The organism is Burkholderia sp. 9775_39 (assembly GCF_015712225.1).
GTDB lineage: Bacteria > Pseudomonadota > Gammaproteobacteria > Burkholderiales > Burkholderiaceae > Burkholderia > Burkholderia cenocepacia.
In genome coordinates, this window is record NZ_JACCQC010000003.1 from 1 (window position 1) to 25,029 (window position 25,029).

Genomic DNA, 25,029 nt, shown 5'->3' on the forward strand with positions numbered 1-25,029 from the left:
GGCAGTTCAGGCAGCGGCCCGCGGGCCGCTGCCTGACGCGCTACAGTTTGCCTTTTCTTCTTCATCGGCATATCCATGACTTTTACACCTCATGATATGCCTCGCCCACGAAATCACGGATAGGTCCCGCGACCGGAAGCCGACCACAGAAAAGCCGGAAAAAGCCCCAAAATACGGACACGGCGCCGCCGCCCCCTCACCCGGGAGGGCAAAACCAAAAACCTTCCGATAGAACCCGTCGCAATTCCGCAAGACGCTTGCGTCACCCTTACCTAAACTTGATCCTGTTGAACCCTCTTACGAAACCGAAAGGAACGACCATGACGACCTCGACCGTGACCCGCCAGACATTCGACGAAGTGATGGTGCCGGTATTTTCCCCCGCCCCGTTCGTGCCGGATCGCGCAGAGGGCTCCCGCGTGTGGGATACGGCCGGCCGCGAGTACATCGATTTCGCGTGCGGCATCGCGGTGACGTCGCTCGGCCACGGCCACCCGGAACTGCTGAAGGTGCTGGACGAACAAGGCCGCAAGCTCTGGCACATCGGCAACGGCTACACGAACGAACCGGTGCTGCGCCTCGCGAAGCGCCTCGAATCGCTGACCTTCGCCGACCGCGCATTCTTCGCGAACTCGGGCGCTGAAGCAAATGAAGCCGCACTGAAGCTCGCACGCCGCGTCGCGTTCGACCGCCACGGCGCCGACAAATATGAAATCGTGTCGTTCGTCCAGTCGTTCCACGGCCGCACGTTCTTCACGGTCAGCGTCGGCGGTCAGCCGAAGTACTCGGAAGGCTTCGGCCCGGTGCCGGAAGGCATCAAGCACCTGCCGTTCAACGACATCGAAGCCGCGAAGGCCGCGATCGGCCCGAAAACCTGCGCCGTGATCGTCGAGCCGGTGCAAGGCGAAGGCGGCGTGATCCCCGCCGATCCGGCGTTCCTGAAGGCACTGCGCGAAGCGTGCGACGCCAACGACGCCCTGCTGATCTTCGACGAAGTGCAAACGGGCGTCGGCCGCACGGGCCAGTTCTACGCGTACATGGACACGGGCGTCACGCCGGACATCCTGACGACCGCCAAGGCGCTCGGCAACGGCTTCCCGATCGGCGCGATGCTGACGACGAACGAACTGGCCGCGCACTTCAAGGTCGGCGTGCACGGCACGACGTACGGCGGCAACCCGCTCGCATCGGCGATCGCGGACAAGGTCGTCGAACTGATCGGCGACCCGGCACTGCTCGAAGGCGTGCGCGAACGCAGCGTGCGCCTGAAGGGCGCGCTGGAACGCATCAACGCACGCTTCGGCATCTTCAAGGACGTGCGCGGCAAGGGCCTGCTGGTCGGCGCGGAACTCACCGCCGCCTTCGACGGCCGCGCGAAGGACTTCGTCACCGCCGCCGCGGAGAACGGGCTGATCATGCTGATCGCCGGCCCGAACGTGCTGCGCTTCGTCCCGTCGCTGGTGATTCCGTTCGACCTGCTCGACGAAGGCGTGAAGCGCTTCGAGAAGGCAGTCGAGCAGGTGCTCGCGGCCCAGGAAGCCACCGCGCGCTGATCGGCGCGCCCATCGCAGACAGGAACGACGATGCTATTTGTTCGCCCCGGCAAACTCACGGATCTCGATGCGCTCGCGCACATGGCGCGCACCGCGCAGCCGGTCCTGCACTCGCTGCCGCACGACCGCGTGGCGCTCGAAGCGCGTGTGGCGCTCTCCGAGGATTCGTTTCGCGCGGACGTCGATTTCGCCGGCGAGGAGTTCTACCTCTTCGTGCTCGAGGATTCGTCGACCGGCAAGCTGCTCGGCACGGCGAGCATCGTGGCCGCGGCCGGCTACTCGGAACCGTTCTACGCGTTCCGCAACGACGCGCTGATCCACGCGTCGCGCGAGCTGCACGTGAACCGCAAGATCCACGCGCTCACGATGTCGCACGAGCTGACCGGCAAGAGCCGGCTCGCGGGCTTCTACGTCGATCCGTCGCTGCGCGGCGACGCGGCCGCGCACCTGATCTCGCGCGCGCGGATGATGTACATCGCCGCGAACCGCCGCCGCTTCACGCCGGAAGTGTTCACGCTGCTGCTCGGCGTGAGCGACGGCAACGGCGCATCGCCGTTCTGGGAAGCGGTGGGCCGCAAGTTCTTCGGCCGTAATTTCACCGACGTCGACATCGCCTCGGGCGGCCGCAGCCGCACGTTCATCGCGGAAGTGATGCCGGCCTATCCGCTCTACGTGCCGCTGCTGCCCGAAGCCGCGCAGCGCGTGCTCGGCGAGCCGAACGAAACGGCCTTGCTCGCGTACGACATCCATCTCGAGGAAGGCTTCGAGCCAGACCGCTTTGTCGACATCTTCGACGCGGGCCCGGTGCTGACCGCCCAGGTCGACCGCACCGCGTGCGTGAAGCAGGCGTCGGAGCGCGTCGTGCGCGAGGCCGCGCATCAGCGGGGCGACGTCGCGTACATGGTGTCGACGGGCAGCGGCGAGTCGTTCCGCTGCGTGCTGGCCGACCTGCCGGGCGACACGGCCGACGCGCGCGGCACCGACGCGCCGCTGGCCGGCGACGTGCGCGCGGCGCTCGATGTGAAGGAAGGCGATGTCGTGCGCTGCGTGCCGCTGCACCGCCGCGACGATGAAGAATTGAAGGGAGACGCAGCATGATCGTCGTTCGGGTCGTACAAACGGGCGACGTCGACGCGCTCGTGTCGCTCGCGCAGGAAACCGGGCCGGGCCTGACCACGTTCAAGCCCGACCGCGACGCGCTCGCCGCGCGCATCGAACGCTCGCGCCGCACGCTCGAGGGCAAGGCCGCACCGGGCGAGGCCGGCTACTTCTTCGTGATGGAAGAATCGAAGACGGGCGACATCGCGGGCGTGTGCGGGATCGAAACGCAGGTCGGCCTCGAGCAGCCGTTCTACAACTACCGCGTGAGCACGGTCGTGCATGCGAGCCAGGAACTCGGCGTGTGGACGCGGATGTCGGCGCTGAACATCTCGCACGACCTGACGGGCTACGCGGAAGTGTGCTCGCTGTTCCTGAGCCCGCGCTATCGCACGGGCGGCGTCGGCGGCTTGCTGTCGCGCTCGCGCTTCATGTTCATCGCGCAATTCCGCGACCGCTTTCCGGAGCGCATCTGCGCGGAACTGCGCGGCCACTTCGACGAGGACGGCACGTCGCCGTTCTGGCGTGCGGTCGGTTCGCACTTCTACCAGATCGATTTCAACGCGGCCGATTACCTCAGCTCGCACGGCCGCAAGTCGTTCCTCGCGGAACTGATGCCGCGTTACCCGGTGTACGTCGACCTGCTGCCGCAGGACGCGCAGGACGCGGTCGGCCTCACGCACCGCGATACGCTGCCGGCCCGCAAGATGCTCGAAGCGGAAGGGCTGCGTTACCAGAATCACGTCGACATCTTCGACGCGGGCCCCGTGCTCGAATGCCACGTCAACGACCTGCGCACGGTGCGCGAGAGCGTCGTCGTACCGGTCGCGATCGGTGTGCCCGACGCGCGGGACGATGCTCCCAAGTCGCTCGTGTCGAACACGTCGCTCGGCGACTTCCGCGTCGGCGTCGCGCCGGGCGTGGTCGCGAACGGCTCGTTCGTGCTGTCGGCCGACGATGCCGTCGCGCTCGACGTGAAGGCCGGCGATCCGGTCCGCGTGCTGCCGCTCAAAGTCAAACAGGGATAAACGAATCATGACGGAACTCTTCATCGACGGCGCCTGGGTCGCAGGCTCGGGCCCCGTCTTCGCTTCGCGCAACCCGGGCACCGACGCTGTGGCCTGGCAGGGCGACAGCGCATCGGCGGCCGACGTCGACCGTGCGGTCGCGAGCGCGCGCCGCGCGTTCGCCGGCTGGTCGGCGCTCGACTTCGAGGCGCGCTGCGAAATCGTCAAGCGCTTCGCCGCGTTGCTCACCGAACGCAAGGAAGCGATCGCGACCGCGATCGGCCGCGAGACGGGCAAGCCGCTGTGGGAAGCGCGCACCGAAGTCGCATCGATGGCCGCGAAGGTCGGCATCTCGATCCAGGCATATCAGGAGCGCACCGGCGAGAAGCGCCAGGACATGGCCGACGGCGTCGCGGTGCTGCGTCACCGCCCGCACGGCGTCGTCGCGGTGTTCGGCCCGTACAACTTCCCCGGCCACTTGCCGAACGGTCATATCGTGCCGGCGCTGATCGCCGGCAACACGGTCGTGTTCAAGCCGTCCGAACTTGCGCCGGGCGTCGCGCGCGCGACGGTCGAGGTGTGGCAGGCAGCCGGGTTGCCGTCCGGCGTGCTGAACCTCGTGCAGGGCGAGAAGGACACCGGCATCGCGCTCGCGAACCATCGGCAGATCGACGGGCTGTTCTTCACCGGCAGTTCGGATACCGGCACGCTGCTGCACAAGCAGTTCGGCGGCCGTCCGGAAATCGTGCTCGCGCTCGAGATGGGCGGCAACAACCCGCTCGTGATCGGCGAGGTCGAGGACGTCGACGCGGCCGTGCATCACACGATCCAGTCGGCGTTCCTGTCGGCCGGCCAGCGCTGCACGTGCGCACGCCGCATCTTCGTGCCGCAGGGCGCGTTCGGCGACCGCTTCCTCGCGCGTTTCGCCGACGTCACGTCGAAGATCACGGCCGACGTGTTCGACGCCGATCCGCAGCCGTTCATGGGCGCGGTGATCTCGGCCCGCGCGGCCGCGAAGCTGGTCGACGCGCAGTCGCGCCTCGTCGAGCGGGGCGCGAAGCCGATCATCGCGATGACGCAGCGCGATCCGCGCCTGGGCTTCGTGAATGCGGCGATCGTCGACGTGACGGGCGTCGCGAACCTGCCCGACGAAGAACATTTCGGCCCGCTCGCGCAGGTCGTCCGCTACACGAGGCTCGACGACGCGATCGAGCGCGCGAACGACACGGCGTTCGGCCTGTCCGCCGGCCTGCTGGCCGACGACCCGAAGGTGTGGGAGCACTTCCGCCGCACGATCCGCGCCGGGATCGTCAACTGGAACCGCCCGACCAACGGCGCATCGTCCGCCGCGCCGTTCGGCGGCACGGGCCGCTCCGGCAACCATCGCCCGAGCGCGTACTACGCGGCCGACTATTGCGCGTATCCGATGGCGTCGGTGGAAAGCACGCAACTGACTTTGCCCGCGAGCCTGTCGCCGGGCCTGCATTTCTGATCGAGGGAACGACGATGAACGCACAAGAAGCCAATTTCGACGGGCTCGTCGGCCCGACCCACAACTACGCCGGGCTGTCGTTCGGCAACGTGGCGTCGCTGAACAACGAGAAGTCGGCCGCGAACCCGAAGGCCGCCGCGAAGCAGGGGCTGCGCAAGATGAAGCAGCTCGCGGATCTCGGTTTCGCGCAAGGCGTGCTGCCGCCGCAGGAGCGGCCGTCGCTGCGCCTGTTGCGCGAGCTCGGCTTCTCGGGCAAGGACGCGGACGTGATCGCGAAGGCCGCGAAGCAGGCGCCCGAACTGCTCGCCGCGGCGAGCTCGGCGTCGGCGATGTGGACCGCGAACGCGGCCACCGTCAGCCCGTCGGCGGACACCAGCGACGGCCGCGTGCACTTCACGCCGGCGAACCTGTGCAGCAAGCTGCATCGCGCGATCGAGCACGAAGCGACGCGCCGCACGCTGTCGACGCTGTTTGCGGACCCCGCCCACTTCGCGGTGCATGAAGCACTGACCGGCACGCCGGCGCTCGGCGACGAAGGCGCGGCGAACCACACGCGCTTCTGCGCCGAATACGGCAAGCCGGGCATCGAATTCTTCGTGTACGGCCGTGCCGAATACCGTCGCGGCCCCGAGCCGAAGCGTTTCCCGGCCCGCCAGACCTTCGAGGCGAGCCGCGCGGTCGCGCATCGCCACGGGCTCGCGGAGGAAGCGACGGTGTACGCACAGCAGGACCCGGACGTGATCGACGCGGGCGTGTTCCACAACGACGTGATCTCGGTAGGCAACCGCGACACGCTGTTCACGCACGAACGCGCGTTCGTCAACAAGCAGGCGATCTACGATACGCTGACCGCCGCGCTCGACGCACGCGGTGCGCGCCTGAACGTGATCGAAGTGCCGGACGCGGCGGTGAGCGTGAACGACGCGGTGACGTCGTACCTGTTCAACAGCCAGCTGCTGTCGCGCGCGGACGGCTCGCAGGTACTCGTCGTGCCGCAGGAGTGCCGCGAGAACGCGAACGTCGCCGCCTATCTCGACCAGCTTGCCGCCGGCAACGGCCCGATTCACGACGTGCTCGTGTTCGACCTGCGCGAAAGCATGAAGAACGGCGGCGGCCCGGCGTGCCTGCGCCTGCGCGTCGTGCTGAACGAAGCGGAGCGCGCGGCCGTCACGTCGAACGTGTGGATCAACGACACGCTGTTCGCGTCGCTCGACGCGTGGATCGACAAGCACTATCGCGATCGCCTCGCACCGGAAGACCTCGCCGATCCGGCGCTGCTCGACGAATCGCGCACGGCGCTCGACGAGCTCACGCAGATCCTGCGCGTCGGTTCGCTGTATGACTTCCAGCGCTGAGGCACGGATGCCGGCCGCCGCGCTGCTCGACGACTTTCTCGCGTTCACGCTGGCCGGTGACGCGCCGGCCGAACAGGACGGCGCCTGCGCGGGCGGCGCGGTGCGCTGGCAATGGCTCGGCGACGGGCTGCTCGCGTTCGAACCGGCGGCGGCCGACGCCGCGGCGCGCGCGAGCGTGCTCGTGTCGGCCGGCGTGCATGGCGACGAGACGGCGCCGATCGAACTGCTGTCGATGCTGGTGCGCGATCTCGCCGCGGGTGCGCTGCCGCTCGCGTGCCGGCTGCTCGTCGTGCTCGGCAACGTGCCGGCGATGCGCGCGGGCGAACGCTATCTCGACGACGACCTGAACCGCCTGTTCAGCGGCCGTCACGCGCAGGTGCCCGCGAGCCGCGAAGCGCCGCGCGCCGCGCAGCTCGAAGCGGCCGCGGCCGCGTTCTTCGCGGCGGCGCCGGCGGGCAGCGCACGCTGGCACATCGACATGCATACGGCGATTCGCGCATCGGTGTTCGAGCAGTTCGCGCTGCTGCCGCACACGGGCACGCCTCCGACGCGCGCGATGATCGAATGGCTCGGCGATGCACGCATCGCGGCCGTGCTGCTGCACACGGCGAAGGGCAATACGTATTCGCATTTCACGGCCGAGCATTGCGGCGCGCTCGCGTGCACGCTGGAACTCGGCAAGGTGCGGCCGTTCGGCCAGAACGACCTGGCGCGCTTCGCGCCGGCCGACCGCGCGGTGCGCAAGCTCGTGTCGGGTGGGAGGGCGGAAGTCGACGCCGGTGGCGGCCATCCGTCGCTGCCGCGCGTCTTCACGGTGATCGACCAGATCACGAAGCAGAGCGACGCGCTCGAGCTGTTCGTCGCGGCCGACGTCGCGAACTTCACCGCGTTCGCGCGCGGAACGGTGCTCGCGCAGGACGGCGACTACCGCTACACGGTGACGCACGACGAGGAACGGATCGTCTTTCCGAATCCGACCGTGAAGCCGGGCCTGCGCGCGGGCCTGCTCGTGATCGATACGACACGCGAGACGATCGCCGCACTCGTCTGATCGACGCGCGATCGGCAGGCCGTGGCGACGCTCGGCTTGCGCATCGCTCCGCGGCCCGTTCATTTTTTTGCGATAACGCCCGCACGCCGCACGGCCGGCGCACGCGCCACGCTTGCGTATTTGCGACACCGTCTTGCAAGTTCGACGGGGCGCGCGGCGGCCGCCGGGCACGCAGCGCAGCATCGCGTCGCGCCGCCCGCTTTGCCATATCGGGCCGCGCGGATTGGTACAATCGCGGCCTTGCGGCTGTTGCGCCGCATCACGGCGCGGCAGCCGCATTGTCGTGGTCATCCGACCCTGCAATGATGCAAGCGCCCGTAGTTCCGGAACATTCGAGTATCGAGGAGAACACCAGATGAAGTTGGATTGGCGTAAAGTGGCCGCGCATGCGGTGGTGGCGGCATCGGCCGTGGCGGCAGGCAGCGCGTTTGCCGCGGATCTGAAGGAGATCCGGTTCGGCGTCGAGGCCTCGTACGCACCGTTCGAATACAAGACGCCCGACGGCAAGCTGACCGGCTTCGACATCGACATTGGCAACGCGGTGTGCGCGAAGCTGAAGACCAAGTGCGTGTGGGTCGAGAACGACTTCGACGGCCTGATCCCGGCGCTGCAGGCGCGCAAGTTCGACGCGATCAACTCGGACATGACGATCACCGACCAGCGCAAGCACGCGATCGCGTTCACCGATCCGATCTACACGATTCCGAACCAGCTGATCGCGAAGCAGGGCAGCGGCCTGCTGCCGACCCCGCAATCGCTGAAGGGCAAGCGCGTCGGCGTGCTGCAGGGCACGATCCAGGAAGCGTACGCGAAGAAGAAGTGGGCGCCGGCCGGCGTTGAAGTCGTGCCGTACCAGACGCAGGATCTGGCGTATGCCGACCTGAAGTCGGGCCGTCTCGACGCGACCTTCCAGGATTCGGAAGCCGGCTCGAAGGGCTTCCTGACGAAGCCGCAAGGCCAGGGTTTCGCGTTCGCGGGCGGCACGGTCAGCGACACCGAGATCCTCGGCTCGGGCGTCGGCTTCGGCCTGCGCAAGAACGACGCGGCGCTGAAGACGGCGCTCGATCAGGCGCTGAAGGAACTGAAGGCCGACGGCACGATCGACAACCTCGCGAAGAAGTACTTCAGCGTGCCCGTCACGCTCAAGTAAGCGTTGCGTTCGCGCGCATGCTGCAAAAAAACCGGCCGCTGATGCGGCCGGTTTGCTTTTGGGGAAGCGAAAACGCCGGAGGCGCGCCGGCCGTCAGCCGGCCGGCGCGGGAAAGAACCGCCCCAGTTCGCGCGCGAGTTCGTTGAGCACCGCCATCTCCTGCTGCGAGATCTTGCGCGCGGGTTGCGCGCCGGCCCAGTCGCCGTACAGCAGCGCGACGGTCGTCGTGCCGACCCGCACGGGCAGCAGCACGAACGCGCGCGTGTCGTCGAACGCGTCGAGATACCACGCGGGCAGGCGCTTCACCATCTTCGGCTCCTGCGCCTGCTCGATGAAGATGCCGACCGAGTTCGTGATCGCGAGATGAAACACGTCCGGCTCGAAGCGCTCGTCGAAGCGTAGCCGGTCGAGCGTCGTATCGACGCCGGGGCCGAAGCCGAGGCGCGCGGCGAACGTGCCGTCGTCGTGGCGCACGAACATCACGGTGCGCGTGAACGCGAGGCCGGCCAGCAGGCTTTCCGACGCGAGCGCGAGCACCGGCGTCAGCACGTGCTCGGACGGCAGCGCGCGCAGGTCGGCCAGGCCGGCTTCGAGGCAGGCCTCGGGTTCGGCCTGCGCGCGTGCGATCGCATCGGCGTTCGCACGCAGCTCGACGATTTCGCGCATCACGGTGTCGCTCGCTTCCTCGCGCGCGAGGCGCTCGGCGATCTCGACGAGCGCCTCGGATTCCATGTCCAGCTCGGCGCCGTAGTGCAGCGCGAGCGCCGCGATGCGCGCGTCGCGCTGCGGGCTGGCGGGCATGACGAGCGCGCCGGCGACGTCGGTCGAACAGCGACTGACCGCGCGCAGCCAGCGGATGCGCTCGGCCGGGCCGTCGTCGGCGGCCGGCTCCGCGTGGCGGGCGTCATCGTCTTCGTCGTCGAACGCGTCGGCGTGCGCCGCGTGATCGTCGTCGGCCATCCCGGCACGGATCACGTCGGGCAGCCGCCAGCGCGCGGCCGCCTCGAGGCCGATCTCGTCGAAACCGACGCCGAGCACGTCGACGCAGGCCGCCGATTCGTCGCCGTTCAGCTCGGCCGCGCGGCGCCGGATGCGGTCCCACTCGCTGTCGAGATAGCAGACCACCAGCAGCTTGCCGACCTGGCGCATCAGCGTGCAGACGACGGCTTCCTCGCCCGAGCGCAGTTCGGCGCGCTCGGTGAGCTTGCGCGCGACGCAGCCGGACAGCAGCGCGCGGTTCAGCTCCAGCTTCGCGTCGATGCGCCGCGGCGTGCTCTGGTGGAAATGGTCGACCAGCTTCAGCCCGACCACGAGATGGCCGACGGCGTCCATGCCGAGCACCATCAGGGCGCGGGTCACGGTGGTGATGTTGCCGCCGAACGCCATGTACATCGCGGAGTTCGCGAGCCGCAACACTTTCTGCGTGAGCGCGAAGTCCGACAGCACGACGCGCACGAGCGCGGTGAAGTCGAGGTCGTCGTTCTTCATCGCGGCCATCGTCGCGCGCAGCGATTCCGACAGCAGCGGGAAATCGCCCCGTTCGTTCATCCGGGCCCACAGCTTGTCGAGCAGCGCGGTGCGGGGCAGGTATTCGGTGGTTGACATACGGATCTGTCCGGTTCGCCGCGCGTCAGGCGGCGGCGTGCAGGTGCAGCTGCTGCGCCTCGAAGCGCCGCGCGAGCTCCTCGGACGGCAGCGCCTGGCAGACGAGCCAGCCCTGGATGTGATTGCAGCCCATCTCCGTCAGCAGCTCGCGCTGCGCCTCGGTCTCGACGCCTTCGGCGACGAGCTCGAGATCCAGTGTCTGCGCGAGGCCGACCACCGCCGACACGATCGCGCGATCGTTGCGCGACGTCAGCAGGTTCTCGACGAAACTGCGGTCGATCTTCAGCTTCGCGAGCGGGAAGCGCTGCAGATAGGCGAGGCTCGAATAGCCGGTGCCGAAATCGTCGATCGCGAAGCGGATGCCGAGATCGGTCAGCTCCTCGAGCAGCACCTTCGCGTGCGCGGGGTCGTGCATCAGCAGGCTTTCGGTGATTTCGAGCACGATGCGGCGCGGGTCGATGCCCGTCAGCGCGATCGCCTCGCGCACGCTCTGCGTGAAGCGCGGATCGCGGAACTGCTGCGGCGACACGTTGACCGCCACGTATTGCAGCGCGAGCCCCTGGCCGTCCCAGGCGACGAGCTGCATGCACGCGGCCTTGAGCACCCAGTTGCCGAGGTAGTTGATCAGGCCGATCGATTCGGCGAGCGGGATGAAGGTGGCCGGCGGCACGAGGCCGTGCACCGGATGGCGCCAGCGGATCAGCGCCTCGACGCCGACCACCGCGCCCGACTGGCTGCGCGTGATCGGCTGGAAATGGAGCGAAAACTCGCCGTTGCGCACGCCGTCGTACAGGTCGGCTTCGAGCTTGAGGCGTTCGGCGTCGGCCGGATCGTCGACGGGCGCATGGAACGCGAGCGCGTTGCCGCCCGACGCCTTCGCCTGCGAGAGCGCGTGGTCGGCGCGGCGCAGCAGCGGGCTGTGGTGCTGCGCCCGATGCGGCGCGGCACGTTCGTCGGGGTAGAGCGCGATGCCGATGCTCGCGGACAGGTGCACGGTCTGCCCGTGGTACACGTAGGGCTCGCGCACCGCGGCCTGCAGCCGGCGCGCGAGCGCGTCGGCGGCCTGGCTCGCCTGTGCGCGGTCCGGTGCGTTCAGCACGACCGCGAACTTGTCGCTCGCGACGCGCGCGAGCCGTTCGTTCGGCGTGACGAGCGCCTTCAGCCGCTGCGCGGTCTCGCGCAGCAGCGTGTCGCCCGCGTCGTAGCCGAGCGCGCGGTTGATCCGCTGGTAGTCGTCGAGGTCGAGCAGCAGCAGCGCCGCGCAGGTGCCGTGCTCGTCGGCGGTCTGCTGCGCGCGCATCAGCGCCGGCACGAGCGCGGACAGGTTGTCGAGGCCCGTCATCGGGTCGTGGTGCATTTCGTACGTGAGGCGTGCCTCGAGCGCGCGCCACGACGACACGTCGAACGCCGCGATCGCGAAGCCGTCGACGCCGTGGTGGCGGCTCTTGAACGCGCGGATCTCGACGTCCAGCGGGTAGGTGAGCGACTTGACGATGCACATCGTCGCCTTCTCGACCTGGCCGGAACGGGCGGCGCGTGCAAGCAGCCCTTCGAGCGCCGGGGTATCCTGTTCGGCGATCAGGTCGCGCAGCGTCAGCGTGTGCAGGTAGTCGCGGTGGTAGCCGATGAAGCGCAGGCTGGCGTCGGACACATACAGAAAGCGCAGCTCGCGGTCGACATGGGCGAGGAAATCCACCGTGCCGACCGTCTGTTCCAGCCAGTTGCGCACGGAATCGTCGCGGCGCGGCGCGACGGCGCGCGCGGGCATCAGCGCGCCGCCCGACCGAGCGAAGCGGCGCAGCGTATGCAAGGCGCTGCGCCAGGAGCCCTTGCGTGACGTCTGTTTCCTGTTGGCTTCCATGTTTCTCGCTGACGTGAAGGGCTGGAACCGGTTGTCCGGAAGGAATAACGGCAGACTGTCAGAAATCTTTAACGGGCCGGCCGCGCGCGGGGCTGTCGCGGTCCGGATCAACGAGGCAGGTGTTCGTCAGGCGAACGCCTGAGGGGCCTGCATCGAGGCTGACTTTATAAGAAATGAGGACGCAGATGAAGCGAAAACTGTTGCTGGGCGCCATGGCGGCGCTGATGGCCGGCCATGCGCTGCTGGCGCAGGCGGAACTGAAGCCGGGCGCCGCGGCGCCCGATTTCACGACGCAGGCGTCGCTGGGCGGCAAGACTTACACGTACTCGCTCGCGGACGCGCTGAAGCAGGGGCCGGTCGTGCTGTATTTCTATCCGGCGGCGTTCACGAAGGGTTGCACGATCGAGGCGCATGCGTTCGCGGACGCGGTCGACCGTTACAAGGCTTACGGCGCGACGGTGATCGGCGTGTCGGCCGACAACATCGACACGCTGACGAAGTTCTCGGTGAGCGAGTGCCGGAGCAAATTCCCGGTCGCGGCCGACCCGGACGCGAAGATCATCCGCGAATACGACGCGAAGCTGCCGGCGCTCGACCGGGCGAACCGCGTGTCCTACGTGATTTCGCCGGAAGGGAAGATTCTCTACGAATACACGAGCCTGTCGCCCGACAAGCATGTCGAGAACACGCTTGCCGCCGTGAAGGCGTGGGCCGACGCGCATCCGAAGCAGTAAGCGGCTGCCCCGCGCATGAAAACGGCCCGTCGTGCGGGCCGCGGGCACGGGCATGCGCCGCCTGCCGGCGGCGCGCAACGGGCCGTTATGCGCGCAACGCCTGCTCGATCGGCACGCTGCCGCCGACGAAGCCGACGATCTTGCGCGAAATGCCGAGCTTGATCGCCTCGATCGCGGCCCATGCCACGTCCTGGCGCGACACGGGCGGCGCGGGATCGAGCCACGTATCGGTCAGCGCGATCTTGCCGACGCCCGGATCGTCGGTGAGCGGGCCCGGGCGCAGGATCACGTAGTCGACGCCCGATGCGATCACGCGGTCGTCGCCTTCGCGCTTCATCTGCGAATAGTGGTGCAGCGCGTCCGGCCCCTGCTCGGGCCGGTACGCGGACAGCGAGCTGACCACCACGAGCTTCTGTGCGTTGTAGGCGAGCGCGTAGTCGGCCGCGCGGGCCACCGCGTCGCGGTCGACCTGCTCCTCTTCGGTCGCGCCGTCCGATTCGGCCGAGCCGGCCGCGTAGATCACGTGCGTGATGCCCTGGAAAGCGTGCGAGAAATCGTTCGTCAGATCGGCCTCGACGACCCGTGCGCCCGCCAGCGCATAGCCGTGCCGGCGCACGAGCGCCGTGACCTCGAACTCCGGCTGCTTGAGCAGCAGATCCGCGCAGGCCTGGCCCGTCCGGCCGGTCGCGCCAATCAGCAGTACCTTCGTCGTCATGAAACCGCTCCTTGCTCGATGCGTCATCCATCCAGATAGGGACGGACGACCGATAACTCAAGTGTAATGTCGAATTGACCCGGCGGCGGGCGCGTAATAAGGGGCGTACCGGCATCGGGCGTACCGGCGTCGGGCATACCGGCGTCGGGCATACCGGCATGCGCGGCCGGCGGTCATTCATTCACACGGATGCGGGAATGACGCGCCGACCGGCTATCATGTGCGCGATGCATTTTTCGCCGCCACGTGTGAATAACGCGGCGGCCCACCGGTTGGAGTACACATGGCATTACCCCTGGACAACGTCAGCATGGCCGTGTTCTGCGACTTCGAGAACGTCGCGCTCGGCGTGCGCGACGCGAAGTACGAGAAATTCGACATCAAGCCCGTGCTGGAGCGCCTGCTGCTCAAAGGCAGCATCGTCGTGAAGAAGGCCTATTGCGACTGGGATCGCTACAAGGGCTTCAAGGCGTCGATGCACGAAGCGAGCTTCGAGCTGATCGAGATTCCGCACGTGCGCCAGTCGGGCAAGAATTCGGCCGACATCCGGCTCGTCGTGGACGCGCTCGACCTCTGCTACACGAAGTCGCACGTCGATACGTTCGTGATCATCAGCGGCGATTCGGATTTTTCGCCGCTCGTGTCGAAGCTGCGCGAGAACGCGAAGAAGGTGATCGGCGTCGGCGTGAAGAAATCGACGTCGGACCTGCTGGTCGCGAACTGCGACGAATTCATCTTCTACGACGATCTGGTGCGCGAGCAGCAGCGTGCGCTCGCGAAGCGCGAACAGCAGCAGCGCGCGGGCAACGGCGGCGCGAAGCGGCCGGACGAGCCGTCGCGCAAGCACGACATGGACGCGCGCAAGGCCGAGGCGATCGCGCTGGCGGTCGAGACCTTCGACGCGCTCGCGTCGGAGCGCGACGACGTCGGCAAGATCTGGGCGTCGGTGCTCAAGAGCGCGATCAAGCGCCGCAAGCCGGATTTCAACGAGTCGTATTACGGGTTCCGCGCGTTCGGCAACCTGCTGGACGAGGCGCAGGCGCGCGGCCTGCTCGAAGTGGGGCGCGACGACAAGTCGGGCGCGTTCGTGTCGCGGGCCCGCCAGTCGGCGGCCGCCGAGCACGTTGCGGCGGGTGGTGAGGGCGGCGCGGCGCACCACGGCGGCCACCATGGCACACGGGCGGCGGAGCCGGTACCGGCCGGCCGCGAGGCGCGCCGTCGCGGGCAGCGGGCGGAATCGGTCGTTCACGAAAGCGCGCAGGTCGAGGCGGAAGACGCGGAGCTTGCCGAGGTCGCCGACGCGGCGCCGGCCGACACGCCCGAGACACCCGAAGCACCCGCGGTGGCCGACGCGCACGGCGACGCGAAGGATGGCCGCAAGCGCGCGCGCAAGAGCGCGGCGAAGAAGACCGGCGCGAAGAAGGGCGCGGCCGCGAAGGGCGCCGGTCGCCACGCGGCCGGCCAGCCGGACACCGCCGCGCAGGGCGACACGCCGCATGGCGGCGATGCGCACGCGCACGGCCAGCATGCGGACGAACCGCATCGCGACGCGGCGCATGACGAGCGGCACGCCGAGCCGGCGCCTCGCGCTTCCGGCGCTCGGGACGACGCCGCGCAACCGTCGCACGACGTGGCGCCGGTCGAAGCAACCGTCGACGCGACTCCCGAAGCACCGGCTGCCGCCAAGCCGAAGAAGCCGGCCCGCAAGGCGGCGCCGCGCGCGCGTCGTCCGCGCAAGACGACGGCCGCCGCCGAGTAACGGCGGCCGGGGCAGTCGTCCGGGTTTCGTCCGCAACCGGGCGACACCCGCGCCGTCCGGGCCGGCGCCATGCCGGCCTGTCGCGCTAGCCGTTCAGCACGTACGGCTGCGTCATCACTTCGAGGAAGTGACCGTCCGGGTCGTCGAAGTAGACGCCGCGTCCGCCGTTGTGGCGGTAGATGTCACCGGCTTGCCGCTTCGCCGGATCGGCCCAGTGCGGCAACCCGCGTTCGCGAAGGCGCGCGAGCACGCGATCGAAGCCGGCCTCGTCGATCAGGAACGCGTAATGCTGCGACCGGATCTCCCCCGCCTGTTCGTAAAAATCGAGCGACACGCCATTGTCGAGCGCGACGACCAGCATCGCGCCGAACGGCGTCGGCGGCGGCAATTCCAGCAGTTCGGTGAGGAAGCGGCTCGACGCATGCTTGTCGCGGCACCAGACGATCGTGTGGTTGAGCTGGACGTTCATGGCGGGTTCCCGGGAAGGGGACGGCGGTGGGCATGGACACACGATAGCCGATCGCGGCCCGTCCGCAAGCCGGGGCCGCGGCGAACCGGGCGGCACGCGCCATTCGTCGGCTGAAACGATCTGGACGAACGGCTACTTTTTCCGGAGCAAAGGTCATTGGCGCCGCTTTTTGCGCCGCCAAGAATTCCTGTCAAGCCATCGCCGTCATCCGCCGGATGACGAACGGGCGATGCGCAACAGGGAGACAGACGATGCGCTTCATGCTGAACGGCCAGCCGTTCGATTTCGACGGCGATCCCGATACGCCGCTCCTGTGGGTCATTCGCGACTCGGCCAGACTGACGGGCACCAAGTACGGCTGCGGCATCGGCGCGTGCGGCGCCTGCACCGTGCATCTCGACGGCGAAGCCGCGCGCGCGTGCGTGCTGCCGGCGGCGAGCGTCGCGGGCCGCGCGATCACGACGATCGAAGGGCTGTCGCACGACCGCTCGCATCCGGTGCAGCGCGCGTGGATCGAGAAGGACGTGCCGCAATGCGGCTATTGCCAGTCGGGGATGGTGATGGCGACGGCCGCGCTGCTCGCCCGCCACCGCAAGCCGACCGACGCGCAGATCGACGCGGCCGTCACGAACCTGTGCCGCTGCGCGACCTATCAACGCATTCGCGAGGCGATCCATGTCGCGGCCGGCTGACGCGGTGCGGGCGCAGCCCGTGCCGAACGCGGCGCGACGCGTGTTCCTGAAGGGCGGCGTCGCGCTGGCGGGCAGCCTGCTGCTGCCGCTGGCATTCGGCGAAGTCGTGCAGGCGGCCGGCGACGGCGCGCGCTTTCGCGAGATCAACGACTGGGTTCGCGTCGACGCGGACGGCCGGACGATCATCGGCTTGTCGCAGGCGGAAGTCGGGCAGGGCGTCCATACCGGGCTGCCGCAGGTGCTGGCCGACGAGATGGATGCCGACTGGCGCAGCGTGACGGTCGAGTTCGTCACGGGACGCGACGCGTACCGGATCGATGCCGCGAACGAGGCGCCGCAGCAATTCGTCGGCGCATCGATGTCGGCGACGATGTTCTATACGCGGTTGCGGATCGCGGGGGCGCAGGCGCGCTCGGCGTTCCTGCGGGCCGGCGCCGCGCGGCTCGGCGTGCGCGACACGCAGTGCGTGACGCGCGACGGCCGCGTTGTCCATCCGCCGAGCGGGCGTTCGCTGTCGTACGGCGCGCTCGTCGACGACGCGGCCAGGCTGCCGCACGATCCGCAGCCGCGCCTGAAACCGGCTTCCGCGCACACGCTGATCGGCCGTCCGCTGCACAAGCTCGACGTGCCCGCGAAGGTCGACGGCAGCGCGATCTTCGGCATCGACGTGCAGGTGCCCGACATGCTGGTCGGCGCGCTGACGATGGCGCCGACGCTGAACGGCAAGCCGAGCGGCGTGAAGAACCGCGACGCATTGCGCGCGATGCCGGGCGTGGCGGACGTCGTGGTCGCGAAGGACGCGGTGATCGTCGTCGCGCAGACCTACTGGCAGGCGAAGAAGGCGTGCGACGCGGCGGACATCGTGTGGGACGCGGGCCCGACGCCGGCATTCGACAGCACGACGATCCTCGCGCAGCGCAAGGGCGCGCTGCAGGCGGAGCACGCGGTGGTCGCGACGCAGGTCGGCGAGCCCGGGCGCCATCTCGCCGAGTCCGGCAACGTCGTCGAAGCCGACTACCACACGCCGTACATCGCTCACGCGACGATGGAGCCCGTCAATGCGACCGTGCACGTGCGGGCCGGCGAGATCGAGGTCTGGGGGCCGGTCCAGGGGCAGGACAAGGTGCGCTGGACGCTGTCGGCGCTGTTCGGCGTGCCGGCCGAGCGCGTGATCGTCAACACGACGTTTCTCGGCGGCAGCTTCGGCCGCAAGTACGTGCCCGATTTCGTCGTGCATGCGGCCGTCGCGTCGAAGGCGGTCGGGCGGCCCGTGAAGGTGATCCGCTCGCGCGAGGACGACATCCGTCACGGCTTCTACCGGCCGTGCGCGTCCGCGCGGTTTCGCGCGGCGCTCGGCCGCGACGGCCTGCCGGTCGCGCTGCATGCGCGCGTCGCCGGCCATTCGCTGTATGCGGCGATCAAGCGCGACCGCTACGACAAGGCGGGCGGCTGGGACGAGACGATGCTCGACGGCCTGTACGACCTTTGCTACGACGTGCCGAACCTGCTGGTCGATTCCGTCACGGTGATGCAGCCGATCCCGGTCAGCTTCATGCGCAGCGTCGGCAGCACGTCGACCGTGTTCTTCCTCGAAAGCTTCGTGAACGAGCTCGCGCATACGGTGCGGGCCGACCCGGTGCAATACCGGCGCGCGTTGCTGAAGCACGATGCGCTCGCGCTGCGCGTGCTCGATGCGACGGCCGCGCGCGCGAACTGGTTCGGCCGCGCGCCGGCCGGCCTGTCGCGCGGGGTCGCGTATTCGCTGTACACCGGGCGCGGCGGCGCGTTCAGCACGTACGTCGCGGCGGTCGCCGAGGTGCGCGTGACGCGCGGCAACGTGAAGCTCGAGCGGATCGTGTGCGGGATCGACTGCGGCCGCGCGATCAATCCGCTGCTGATTCGCGAGATGGTCGAGGGCGGCGTCGGCTTTGCGCTCACCAACACGTTCAGGAGCGAAATCACGTTCGAGCACGGCGCGGTCGTGCAGCGCAATTTCGCCGACTATCCGCTGCTTGGCCTGGCCGCGATGCCGAAGATCGAGGTGGTGATCGTCGACAGCGACCGCGATCCGCAGGGCTGCGGCGAGGTCGCGTTGCCGCCCGTCGCGCCGGCGGTGGCGGATGCGATCTGGCGCGCGACCGGCGAGCGGCCGCGTTCGATGCCGTTCGATACGCCGCTCGTGACCTGAACGACCCGATATCCCCCACCGGCCGGCGGCGCCCCGCGCGTCGCCGGTCAATAGCAAGCATAACTACACGATTGGTCTGGAGACTTCGATGAAAACCTTTCGCACGGCCGCGACGGCCGTCTCGTTCGCGGCCGCCGCCGCCGCATCGCCGGGCGCGCAGGCGCAGGGCAGCGTGACGCTGTACGGCATCGTCGACACCGGCGTGCAGTACTACAACCATGCGGCCGGCGGCGGCGCGGTCGCCGGCATGCCGTCGCTGACCGGCGAAGTGCCGTCGCGCTTCGGGTTGCGCGGCGTCGAGGCGCTCGGCGGCGGCTACCGCACGTTCTTCGTGCTCGAAAACGGCTTCGCGCTGAACTCGGGCGCGCTGAACTACGGCGGCCGCCTGTTCGGCCGGCAGGCGAACGTCGGCATCGATTCGCCGTACGGCACGCTCACGCTCGGGCGGCAGATGAACATGTCGATGCTCGTGCTGCTCAACGCCGACGTGATCGGCCCGTCGATTCATTCGATGGCCAGCTTCGACAGCTATCTGCCGAACGCGCGCAGCGACAGCGCGATCGGCTATCTCGGCCACTTCGGCGGCGTGACGCTCGGCGGTACGTACAGCACCGGGCGCGATGCGGCGGGCCCGGCCGGCCCGTCGGCCACGAACTGCGCGGGCAACGTGCCGGGCGACCCGGTCGCCTGCCGGCAATACACGATGATGGTCGCGTACGACGCACCGCAGTTCGGCGTGGCCGCATCGTACGACGTGATGCACGGCGGCACGGGCGCGTCGGCGCCGCTGTCGAGCCCAGGCTATACGGACACGCGCACGATCGTCGATGCGTACGTCAAGCTCGGCATCGCGAAGCTCGGCGCGGGCTGGATCCGCCGCAACACGGCGGCCGCGGCCCACGGCCAGTCGGACCTCTTTTTCGCGGGCGGCACGGTCTACGCGACGCCGGCGCTATCATTCGACGCACAGGCCGTGCGCTATCTGCTGCGCGGCCGCTACGACTCGAACCTGTTCGTCGGGCGCGCGAATTACAGCCTGTCGAAGCGCACGCTGGTCTATACGTCGGTCGGTTACATGACGAACAGCGCGTTCGGCACGTCGGCGGTGGCGGCAGGCGGCACGGTCGGCACCGGCCGCAACCAGGTCGGCGCGATGGCGGGCATCCAGCAGCGCTTCTGATGCGGCGGCGCGCTCCACGGAGACTTCGACGATGACGACCGATCTTCTCAGCGACGTGCTGACCGACCTGCGGGCCGATGCGGTCGTCACCGGACGCTTCACGCTGAGCGCGCCGTGGGCGATCCGCAAGCCGGCCGTCGCGGGCGCGCCGTTTCGCACCTGCGCGGGCAGCCCGTTCTTCCTGGCGATCGCGGGCGCCGCGCCCGTGCACGTCGAGCCGGGCGACTTCGTGCTGCTGCCGCACGGCGACGAGCACGTGATGGCGTCGTCGCTCGACGTGCCGCCCGTGCCGTTCGACACGCTGATGGCCGACAAGGGCATCCGGCCGCGCTTCGATACGCCGCTCGAGTTCGTCGCGGGCGGCGGCGGCGCGACCAGCGAGCTCTATACGGGGATCGTCGTGTATCGCGACATCGTGCGCAGCCCGCTGTTCTCGGTGTTGCCGACGCTGATCCACGTGCGCGCCAACGATGCGGCCGTCGCGCCGTGGCTCGCGAGCACGCTGCAGAGCTTCATCCAGGAATCGATGGCGTGCCAGCCGGGCTGGGCGGTCGCCGCGACGCGCCTGGCCGACGTGCTGTTCGTGCAGCTGCTGCGCGCGCATCTGCAATCGTCGGCGAATCACACGGGCTGGCTGCGTGGCCTCACCGATCCGCAGATCGGCCGCGCGATGGCGCTGATGCATCGCGACCCGCGGCGCAACTGGCAGCTCGCGAGCCTCGCGGCCGAGGCCGGCATGTCGCGTTCGCGCTTTTGCGCGCATTTCGCCGAACTCGTCGGCGAGACGCCGATCGGTCATCTGACCGCCTACCGGATGTATCTGGCGAGCGGCGAGCTCGCGAACGGCAAGCTGCGCCTGATCGAGATCGCCGAGCGGGTCGGCTACACGTCGGAGAAGGCGTTCGCGCGCGCGTTCCATCGCTGGTCGGGGATGGCGCCGCGCCGCTATGCGCGCAACGCACGGGACCTGTATGACCTTGCACGACATGGATGACCGCGCGTTGCGCCATTGGGTGCCGGCGCTCGCGCGCGGGCTCGCGATTCTCGAAGCGGTCGCGGCCGGGCCGTCGCTCCCGACCGCCGCGGACCTGGCGACGCGGCTCGACGTGCCGCGCAACTCGATCGCGCGGTTGCTGAGGACGCTGGTCCGGCATGCGTTTCTGGTCGTCGATCCGCACGGCCGCTATCGGCCGGGGCCGGCCGCCGCGCGGGTCGCGGCCGCGTATCTCGGCGCGCGGCCGGAGGTCGCGCACGCGCAGCCGGTGCTGGACGCGTTGTGTGCGCGCAGCGGGCTCGCCGCGCAGTTGCTCGGGCGGGATGGCGCGGAAGTCGTCGTGCTCGCGCAGGCGGCGCCCGACGGGGCCGCGTGCCTCGTCACGCGCGTCGGCGCGCGGTTCGCGGGGCGGATAGAGGACGCTGCGGACGACCAAAGCGACGCGGCCGACACGGGTGGTCGGCCCGTCCGGCGGTTTGGCCGGCAACGCGCGTCGTGGCAGGAGGCTGGCATCGTCGCGATGCCGGTGGATGCGGGCGGGGCGCTCGCGATCGGCGTCGCGCTCGATGTGCCGGGCGACGCACGATGGCGGCGGATACCGGCAATGATCGACGACGCGGCCCGGCGCCTGGCGGACGCGCTGGCCGATCCGGCCGAGGCCGAGCGCCGCTGAGCGCCGTCGGCCGTCGTCGCGGCCCACCGGCGTGGATGCCGGCTGCGCGCGACCTTCGCGGCGGCGCGGGCCGACGGCCGGGGCGGGGCGGTACGACATGCCCCGCCCCGTTCGCGTCCGGCCGCTCGCCGCTACTTGCCGTTACTCGCCGGCGACCGCCGGCCCGCCGGTATTGCCGCGGCGGTTGCGGCGCTTCTCGGCCCATACGCGGAACCGGTCCATGTACAGGTAGACGACCGGCGTCGTATAGAGCGTCAGCACCTGCGACATGACCAGGCCGCCGGCGATCGCGATCCCGAGCGGCGCGCGCAATTCGGCGCCGTCGCCGTTGCCGAACGCGAGCGGCAGCGCGCCGAGCAGCGCCGCCATCGTCGTCATCATGATCGGGCGAAAGCGCAGCAGGCACGCTTCGTGGATCGCGTCGAACGACGACTTCCCTTGGTTGCGCGTCTGGTCGATCGCGAAGTCGACCATCATGATCGCGTTCTTCTTCACGATGCCGATCAGCAGGATCACGCCGATCAGCGCGATGATGCTGAACTCGGTCTTGAACAGCAGCAGCGCGAGCAGCGCGCCGACGCCGGCCGACGGCAGCGTCGACAGGATCGTGATCGGATGGATGTAGCTCTCGTACAGGATCCCGAGCACGATGTAGACGGCCAGCAGCGCGGCGAGGATCAGGATCGGCTGATCGTTCATCGACTGCTGGAACGCCTGCGCGGTGCCCTGGAAGCTGCCGACGATCGTCGGCGGAACCCCGACCTGCGCCATCGTCTGGTAGATCACCTGCGTCGCCTGCGACAGCGACACGCCCGGCGGCAGGTTGAACGAGATCGTCGTCGCGACGAACAGCCCCTGGTGGTTGACCGACAGCGGCGTCGTGCTCGGCCCGAAGGTCGCGATCGCCGACAGCGGGATCATCGTCGACTTCGACGTCGACACCGACGCGCCCGACGACGCGCTCGACTTGCCGCTCGCCGCGATCGAGTTGAGCGCCTGGTTGCGCGCCGAGTCGGACGCGATCGCCGCGGCGCTTTGCGCGGCCGTGCCGGCGCTCGACGTGCCGGCCGAGGTCGCGACGAAGGTGCCGGCGGCCGCGTTGGTGGTCTGCGAGCCGTTCGCGCTGCCGCCCGACGTGCTGATCCAAACCTGGTTCAGCATCTCCGGGCTCTGCCAGTATTTCGGCGCGACTTCCATCACGACGTGGTACTGGTTCAGCGGGTTGTAGATCGTCGAGACCTGGCGCTGGCCGAACGCGTCGTACAGCGTGTTGTCGATCTGCGCGGGCTTGATGCCGAACCGCGCGGCCGTCGCGCGGTCGATCGTCACCATGGCCTCCATGCCGCCTTGCTGCTGGTCGGAGTTCACGTCGGTCAGCTCGGGGCGCTTCTGCAGCGCCTCGGTCAGCAGCGGCCCCCACTTGTACAGGTCGGCGGTCGAATCGCCGAGCAGCGTGAACTGGTACTGCGCGTTGCTCTGCCGGCCGCCGACGCGAATGTCCTGCGCGGCCTGCAGGAACGTGCTCGCGCCGGCCACGTCCGCCAGCCGCGGGCGCAGCTGCTGGATCACCTGGTCGGCCGACAGCTTGCGCTCGGTGCGGTCCTTCAGCGTGACGAACATGAAGCCGGAGTTGGTTTGCGTGCCGCCGGTGAAGCCCGCGACGCTCTTCACGTTCGGGTTGGCCTGCACGATCCGCATCATCTCGGAGAACTTCAGCTTCATCGCCTGGAACGACGTGGACTGGTCGGCCCGAATGCCGCCGATCATCAGCCCGGTGTCCTGCTGCGGGAAGAAGCCCTTCGGCACGACGACGTACAGGTACACGTTCAGCCCGATCGTCGCGAACAGCGTCAGCAGGATCAGGAGCGGCCGGCGCAGCGCCCACGACAGCGAGCGCTCGTAGCCGCGCTGCAGGCGCGCGAAACCGCGTTCGAGGAAACGCCCGAAGCGGCCCTCGCTTTGCGGGTCGTGCTGTTCGGGCAGCAGGCGCGCGCACATCATCGGCGTGACCGTGAGCGACACCGCGAGCGACACGGCGATCGCGAGCGACAGCGTCAGCGCGAACTCGCGGAACAACCGCCCGACGATCCCGCCCATCAGCAGGATCGGCAGGAACACCGCGACGAGCGAGATGCTCATCGACAGCACCGTGAAGCCGACTTCGCGCGCGCCGTCGAACGCGGCCTGCATCCGCGGCTTGCCGTTCTCGATGTGCCGCGAGATGTTCTCGAGCACGACGATCGCATCGTCGACGACGAAGCCGGTCGCGACGATCAGCGCCATCAGCGACAGGTTGTCGATCGAGAAGCCGAGCAGGTACATCGCGCCGAACGTGCCGATGATCGAGATCGGCACCGCGACGCTCGGGATCAGCGTCGCGCGCCAGTTGCGCAGGAACAGGAACACGACCATCACGACGAGGCTGACCGCGATCAGCAGCGTATGCTCGGTGTCCTTCAGCGATGCGCGGATGGTGGTCGAGCGGTCGAGCACCGGCGTGACCGTGATGTCGGCCGGCAGCGACGCGGTGAGCTGCGGCAGCGCCGCGCGCACGCGGTCGATCGTGTCGATGATGTTCGCGCCGGGCGAGCGATAGAGGATCACGAGCACCGCGCGCTTGCCGTTCGACAGGCCGAGGTTGCGCAGATCCTCGACCGAATCGACGACGTCCGACAGGTCGGACAGCCGCACGGCCGAGCCGTTGCGGTAGGCGACGACGAGGTCGCGGTATTGCGACGCCTGGGACGCCTGGTCGTTCGTGTAGAGCTGGTAGTGCTGCGGGCCGAATTCGATCGCACCCTTCGGCGCGTTGGCGTTCGCGGACGCCAGCGCCGCGCGCACGTCCTCGAGGCCGATCCCGTAGTGGAACAGCGACTGCGGTTCGAGCTCGACGCGCACGGCCGGGTTCGCGGAGCCGCTCACGGTGACCTGGCCGATCCCGTCGATCTGCGACAGCGACTGCTGCAGCACCGTGGACGCGGCGTCGTACAGCTTCGCGGGCGACGACGTCTCCGACGTCAGCGACACGATCATGATCGGCGAATCGGCCGGGTTGACCTTGCGGTACGTCGGGTTGCTCTTCAGCGCGGCGGGCAGGTCGGCGCGCGCCGCGTTGATCGCGGCCTGCACGTCGCGCGCGGCGCCGTCGATGTCGCGGTTCAGGCCGAACTGCAGGATGATCCGCGCATTGCCGACCGTGCTCGTCGACGTCATTTCGGAGACGTCCGCGATCGAGCCGAGGTGCCGCTCGAGCGGGCTCGTCACGCTGGTCGCGACCGTTTCCGGGCTCGCGCCCGGCAGCGACGCCTGCACCGAGATCGTCGGGAAGTCGACCTGCGGCAGCGGCGACACCGGCAGCTTGATGAACGCGAACAGGCCCGCGAGCGCGACGCCGAGCGCGAGCAGCGTCGTCGCGACGGGGCGGGTGATGAAGGGGCGCGACAGGTTCATCGG

Annotated in this window: 19 protein-coding genes; 14 read left to right on the forward strand and 5 right to left on the reverse strand. The window is 69.1% G+C overall.

Features of this window, described 5'->3' with window-relative positions; all coding sequences use genetic code 11:
* The first annotated feature begins 320 nt into the window (after positions 1-320).
* From H0X90_RS05195 to H0X90_RS05225, 7 genes are all read left to right on the forward strand, one after another.
* Positions 321-1,553: an aspartate aminotransferase family protein gene (locus H0X90_RS05195; RefSeq protein ID WP_069232377.1), complete on the forward strand. Its 1,233-nt coding sequence runs from the start codon at positions 321-323 to the stop codon at positions 1,551-1,553.
* 30 nt (positions 1,554-1,583) lie between these two features.
* A complete protein-coding gene (gene aruF / locus H0X90_RS05200) occupies positions 1,584-2,651 on the forward strand; it encodes an arginine/ornithine succinyltransferase subunit alpha (RefSeq protein ID WP_006497698.1) in 1,068 nt (355 codons plus the stop codon).
* Positions 2,648-3,679, forward strand: a complete 1,032-nt coding sequence (astA, locus tag H0X90_RS05205; RefSeq protein ID WP_006488741.1) for an arginine N-succinyltransferase — start codon at positions 2,648-2,650, stop codon at positions 3,677-3,679. The genes aruF and astA overlap by 4 nt, the downstream gene beginning before the upstream one ends.
* Positions 3,680-3,686: 7 nt before the next feature.
* Positions 3,687-5,150 (forward strand): succinylglutamate-semialdehyde dehydrogenase, encoded by a 1,464-nt coding sequence (gene astD / locus H0X90_RS05210; RefSeq protein ID WP_077189604.1) that lies wholly within the window; start codon positions 3,687-3,689, stop codon positions 5,148-5,150.
* Between the two features lie 14 nt (positions 5,151-5,164).
* On the forward strand, positions 5,165-6,505 hold the full coding sequence (gene astB / locus H0X90_RS05215; RefSeq protein WP_006488742.1) for an N-succinylarginine dihydrolase: 1,341 nt from the start codon (positions 5,165-5,167) through the stop codon (positions 6,503-6,505).
* Between the two features lie 7 nt (positions 6,506-6,512).
* Positions 6,513-7,556 (forward strand): succinylglutamate desuccinylase, encoded by a 1,044-nt coding sequence (gene astE / locus H0X90_RS05220; RefSeq protein WP_012492443.1) that lies wholly within the window; start codon positions 6,513-6,515, stop codon positions 7,554-7,556.
* Positions 7,557-7,911: 355 nt separating this feature from the next.
* Complete coding sequence (locus H0X90_RS05225) at positions 7,912-8,706, forward strand: ABC transporter substrate-binding protein (protein ID WP_006490898.1); 795 nt, start codon at positions 7,912-7,914, stop codon at positions 8,704-8,706.
* Between the two features lie 93 nt (positions 8,707-8,799).
* Here H0X90_RS05225 and H0X90_RS05230 read toward each other — a convergent pair whose 3' ends face one another.
* On the reverse strand, positions 8,800-10,311 hold the full coding sequence (locus H0X90_RS05230; RefSeq protein WP_006497692.1) for an HDOD domain-containing protein: 1,512 nt from the start codon (positions 10,309-10,311) through the stop codon (positions 8,800-8,802).
* 25 nt (positions 10,312-10,336) lie between these two features.
* The gene (cdpA, locus tag H0X90_RS05235; protein ID WP_012492445.1) at positions 10,337-12,079 is read right to left on the reverse strand and encodes a cyclic di-GMP phosphodiesterase CdpA; all 1,743 of its coding nucleotides are present in this window, start codon (positions 12,077-12,079) and stop codon (positions 10,337-10,339) included.
* Between the two features lie 278 nt (positions 12,080-12,357).
* Between cdpA and H0X90_RS05240 the strand changes: the two genes are divergently transcribed.
* Positions 12,358-12,906: a peroxiredoxin gene (locus tag H0X90_RS05240; RefSeq protein ID WP_006497688.1), complete on the forward strand. Its 549-nt coding sequence runs from the start codon at positions 12,358-12,360 to the stop codon at positions 12,904-12,906.
* Between the two features lie 85 nt (positions 12,907-12,991).
* Here H0X90_RS05240 and H0X90_RS05245 read toward each other — a convergent pair whose 3' ends face one another.
* Positions 12,992-13,621, reverse strand: a complete 630-nt coding sequence (locus H0X90_RS05245; RefSeq protein WP_034200810.1) for an SDR family oxidoreductase — start codon at positions 13,619-13,621, stop codon at positions 12,992-12,994.
* 283 nt (positions 13,622-13,904) lie between these two features.
* On the opposite strand from H0X90_RS05245, the gene H0X90_RS05250 reads away from it, so the two are divergent.
* Positions 13,905-15,380, forward strand: a complete 1,476-nt coding sequence (locus H0X90_RS05250; RefSeq protein WP_058901284.1) for an NYN domain-containing protein — start codon at positions 13,905-13,907, stop codon at positions 15,378-15,380.
* An 85-nt stretch (positions 15,381-15,465) separates the two neighbouring features.
* Here H0X90_RS05250 and H0X90_RS05255 read toward each other — a convergent pair whose 3' ends face one another.
* Positions 15,466-15,849, reverse strand: a complete 384-nt coding sequence (locus H0X90_RS05255; RefSeq protein ID WP_034200808.1) for a VOC family protein — start codon at positions 15,847-15,849, stop codon at positions 15,466-15,468.
* A gap of 251 nt (positions 15,850-16,100) precedes the next feature.
* Between H0X90_RS05255 and H0X90_RS05260 the strand changes: the two genes are divergently transcribed.
* The 5 genes from H0X90_RS05260 (at position 16,101) to H0X90_RS05280 (ending at position 21,576) form a co-directional block, all read left to right on the forward strand.
* A complete protein-coding gene (locus H0X90_RS05260) occupies positions 16,101-16,541 on the forward strand; it encodes a (2Fe-2S)-binding protein (RefSeq protein WP_006491242.1) in 441 nt (146 codons plus the stop codon).
* Complete coding sequence (locus H0X90_RS05265; protein ID WP_077189605.1) at positions 16,525-18,729, forward strand: xanthine dehydrogenase family protein molybdopterin-binding subunit; 2,205 nt, start codon at positions 16,525-16,527, stop codon at positions 18,727-18,729. Before H0X90_RS05260 ends, H0X90_RS05265 begins: the two co-directional genes overlap by 17 nt.
* A gap of 88 nt (positions 18,730-18,817) precedes the next feature.
* Positions 18,818-19,909, forward strand: coding sequence for a porin (locus H0X90_RS05270; RefSeq protein ID WP_034200806.1), 1,092 nt, complete (start codon positions 18,818-18,820; stop codon positions 19,907-19,909).
* Between the two features lie 31 nt (positions 19,910-19,940).
* Positions 19,941-20,903, forward strand: a complete 963-nt coding sequence (locus H0X90_RS05275) for an AraC family transcriptional regulator (protein ID WP_077189606.1) — start codon at positions 19,941-19,943, stop codon at positions 20,901-20,903.
* Positions 20,881-21,576 carry a helix-turn-helix domain-containing protein gene (locus H0X90_RS05280; RefSeq protein ID WP_060263103.1) on the forward strand — a complete coding sequence of 232 codons (696 nt, stop codon included), beginning with the start codon at positions 20,881-20,883 and terminating at the stop codon, positions 21,574-21,576. The genes H0X90_RS05275 and H0X90_RS05280 overlap by 23 nt, the downstream gene beginning before the upstream one ends.
* Before the next feature lie 141 nt (positions 21,577-21,717).
* On the opposite strand, the gene H0X90_RS05285 is transcribed toward H0X90_RS05280, so the two are convergent.
* A complete protein-coding gene (locus H0X90_RS05285) occupies positions 21,718-25,026 on the reverse strand; it encodes an efflux RND transporter permease subunit (protein WP_006490735.1) in 3,309 nt (1,102 codons plus the stop codon).
* Positions 25,027-25,029 lie beyond the last annotated feature (3 nt).

Excerpts from the sequence above, each read along its gene's own strand:
- H0X90_RS05260 (WP_006491242.1), top strand. The coding sequence starts at position 16,101 with ATGCGCTTCATGCTGAACGGCCAGCCGTTCGATTTCGACGGCGATCCC.
- cdpA (WP_012492445.1), bottom strand. The coding sequence starts at position 12,079 with ATGCCCGCGCGCGCCGTCGCGCCGCGCCGCGACGATTCCGTGCGCAAC.
- astB (WP_006488742.1), top strand. The coding sequence starts at position 5,165 with ATGAACGCACAAGAAGCCAATTTCGACGGGCTCGTCGGCCCGACCCAC.
- H0X90_RS05280 (WP_060263103.1), top strand. The coding sequence starts at position 20,881 with ATGACCTTGCACGACATGGATGACCGCGCGTTGCGCCATTGGGTGCCG.
- H0X90_RS05230 (WP_006497692.1), bottom strand. The coding sequence starts at position 10,311 with ATGTCAACCACCGAATACCTGCCCCGCACCGCGCTGCTCGACAAGCTG.
- astE (WP_012492443.1), top strand. The coding sequence starts at position 6,513 with ATGCCGGCCGCCGCGCTGCTCGACGACTTTCTCGCGTTCACGCTGGCC.
- H0X90_RS05255 (WP_034200808.1), bottom strand. The coding sequence starts at position 15,849 with ATGAACGTCCAGCTCAACCACACGATCGTCTGGTGCCGCGACAAGCAT.
- H0X90_RS05245 (WP_034200810.1), bottom strand. The coding sequence starts at position 13,621 with ATGACGACGAAGGTACTGCTGATTGGCGCGACCGGCCGGACGGGCCAG.
- astD (WP_077189604.1), top strand. The coding sequence starts at position 3,687 with ATGACGGAACTCTTCATCGACGGCGCCTGGGTCGCAGGCTCGGGCCCC.
- H0X90_RS05225 (WP_006490898.1), top strand. The coding sequence starts at position 7,912 with ATGAAGTTGGATTGGCGTAAAGTGGCCGCGCATGCGGTGGTGGCGGCA.
- H0X90_RS05265 (WP_077189605.1), top strand. The coding sequence starts at position 16,525 with ATGTCGCGGCCGGCTGACGCGGTGCGGGCGCAGCCCGTGCCGAACGCG.
- astA (WP_006488741.1), top strand. The coding sequence starts at position 2,648 with ATGATCGTCGTTCGGGTCGTACAAACGGGCGACGTCGACGCGCTCGTG.
- H0X90_RS05250 (WP_058901284.1), top strand. The coding sequence starts at position 13,905 with ATGGCATTACCCCTGGACAACGTCAGCATGGCCGTGTTCTGCGACTTC.
- H0X90_RS05270 (WP_034200806.1), top strand. The coding sequence starts at position 18,818 with ATGAAAACCTTTCGCACGGCCGCGACGGCCGTCTCGTTCGCGGCCGCC.
- H0X90_RS05285 (WP_006490735.1), bottom strand. The coding sequence starts at position 25,026 with ATGAACCTGTCGCGCCCCTTCATCACCCGCCCCGTCGCGACGACGCTG.
- aruF (WP_006497698.1), top strand. The coding sequence starts at position 1,584 with ATGCTATTTGTTCGCCCCGGCAAACTCACGGATCTCGATGCGCTCGCG.
- H0X90_RS05240 (WP_006497688.1), top strand. The coding sequence starts at position 12,358 with ATGAAGCGAAAACTGTTGCTGGGCGCCATGGCGGCGCTGATGGCCGGC.
- H0X90_RS05275 (WP_077189606.1), top strand. The coding sequence starts at position 19,941 with ATGACGACCGATCTTCTCAGCGACGTGCTGACCGACCTGCGGGCCGAT.
- H0X90_RS05195 (WP_069232377.1), top strand. The coding sequence starts at position 321 with ATGACGACCTCGACCGTGACCCGCCAGACATTCGACGAAGTGATGGTG.